At 57.4% G+C, this 1,203-nt stretch carries 2 protein-coding genes; one reads left to right on the top strand and one right to left on the bottom strand.

Annotated elements, in window-relative coordinates; genetic code table 11:
• Nucleotides 1-217: 30S ribosomal protein S6 (gene rpsF, locus AC1DWI_RS23815; RefSeq protein WP_477725995.1), on the bottom strand; the 217-nt coding region annotated here is incomplete at its 3' end.
• 322 nt (nt 218-539) lie between these two features.
• Between rpsF and AC1DWI_RS23810 the strand changes: the two genes are divergently transcribed.
• The coding region (locus tag AC1DWI_RS23810) for a hypothetical protein (RefSeq protein WP_477725994.1) at nt 540-1,203 on the top strand (664 nt) is incomplete at its 3' end.

Raw genomic sequence — 1,203 nt, 5'->3', positions numbered from 1 at the left:
CTTCCATCACGGCCTGGCTTGCTTCTATGTTGATGCTGAGGTAGTGGGCTTTGGCCAGTTTCTGGATCAGGTACACCAGCTGGCGGCGGCCCCAATCTTCGACACGGTGCACTTTGCCACCGCCGGCGGTGATCATGCCCTTGTAACGTTCCAGCATGGCTGGGACTTGCTCGCTTTGATCCGGGTGGATCAGCAAGACGATCTCATAGTGACGCATAAACTCTCCTTGTGGTTGATTGAAGCTGCCCCAGCGTCGTTAAGGGTGCAGCAAGGCGAAGCCCATGATTATAGCCTGAAGACTTGTTCGGATGCCAGTTTGGCCTGGCCATCCATCTAGAAACCCAGGAAATCGCAGCTTTTGGGGTAGTTTCCCCCTGCTTCAAAGCGCTGGCACCAGCGCCGGACACAGCCGGGTAGAACCCACGCGATGATCCATGCAATGAAGCTCTTTGGCTGATTGTTACTGCGTGTTAATCTCCCGCCAGATCCGGATGCGCTGGACTACAACCCTCCCGCACCCGCCTACCTACGCCGTCGACATGCAACTGCTTCACGCGCCAGCAAGCCTTTCAGGGCGGCATGCGACCTATGCGGTCTGGCTGGTATACGGCCTCCTGCTGCTCTGCCTTGGCCTGATTTTCAAGCCCTTTTTCCCTCTGGAAAGAGGATGGCTGGGTCATGACTACTCGCTGATGTTGCCCAACTGGCTGGATGGGCACATCTGGTTTTCCACGAACGGATTGAGCACCCCATGGTTTACACCGTCATTCTGTGCCGGTCAGCCCTTTTTTCCTGATCCACAGTCCGCTTTTTATTCGTTTCCACAGTTACTGGCCATATTGGCCGGGCCGATCAACGCCGCATATCTGTTGCTGTGCCTGAGCGCGAGCCTGATGTTCTGGGGCGGTTATCTGCTGGCGCGCAAGGTCTTTTTAACCGGCCCCCTGGCGGCAGTATTGGTGGGCGGCTTGCTGATGTTCAACGGGTTTCTTCCACATCGGATCATCATCGGGCATGTCGGCTTCCATGGGCTTGCCCTGGTGCCCTGGCTGGCTTTACTGCTCCTGCTGCCTATCCGCTCGCGACTCGATCAGGCCGGGATATCAGTGCTGGCGGGGGTTGTGCTTGCCTATTGGGTGCATTCCGGCCTCAGCACTCTGATGCTCGCAGGGGGCCTCGCTGTTTTCGTGATCGGTCTGCTGC

The organism is Polaromonas sp. P3_C2 (assembly GCF_056402675.1).
The sequence above is the reverse complement of the archived record's forward strand: the minus strand, read 5'-3'. Positions and strand labels throughout refer to the sequence as shown.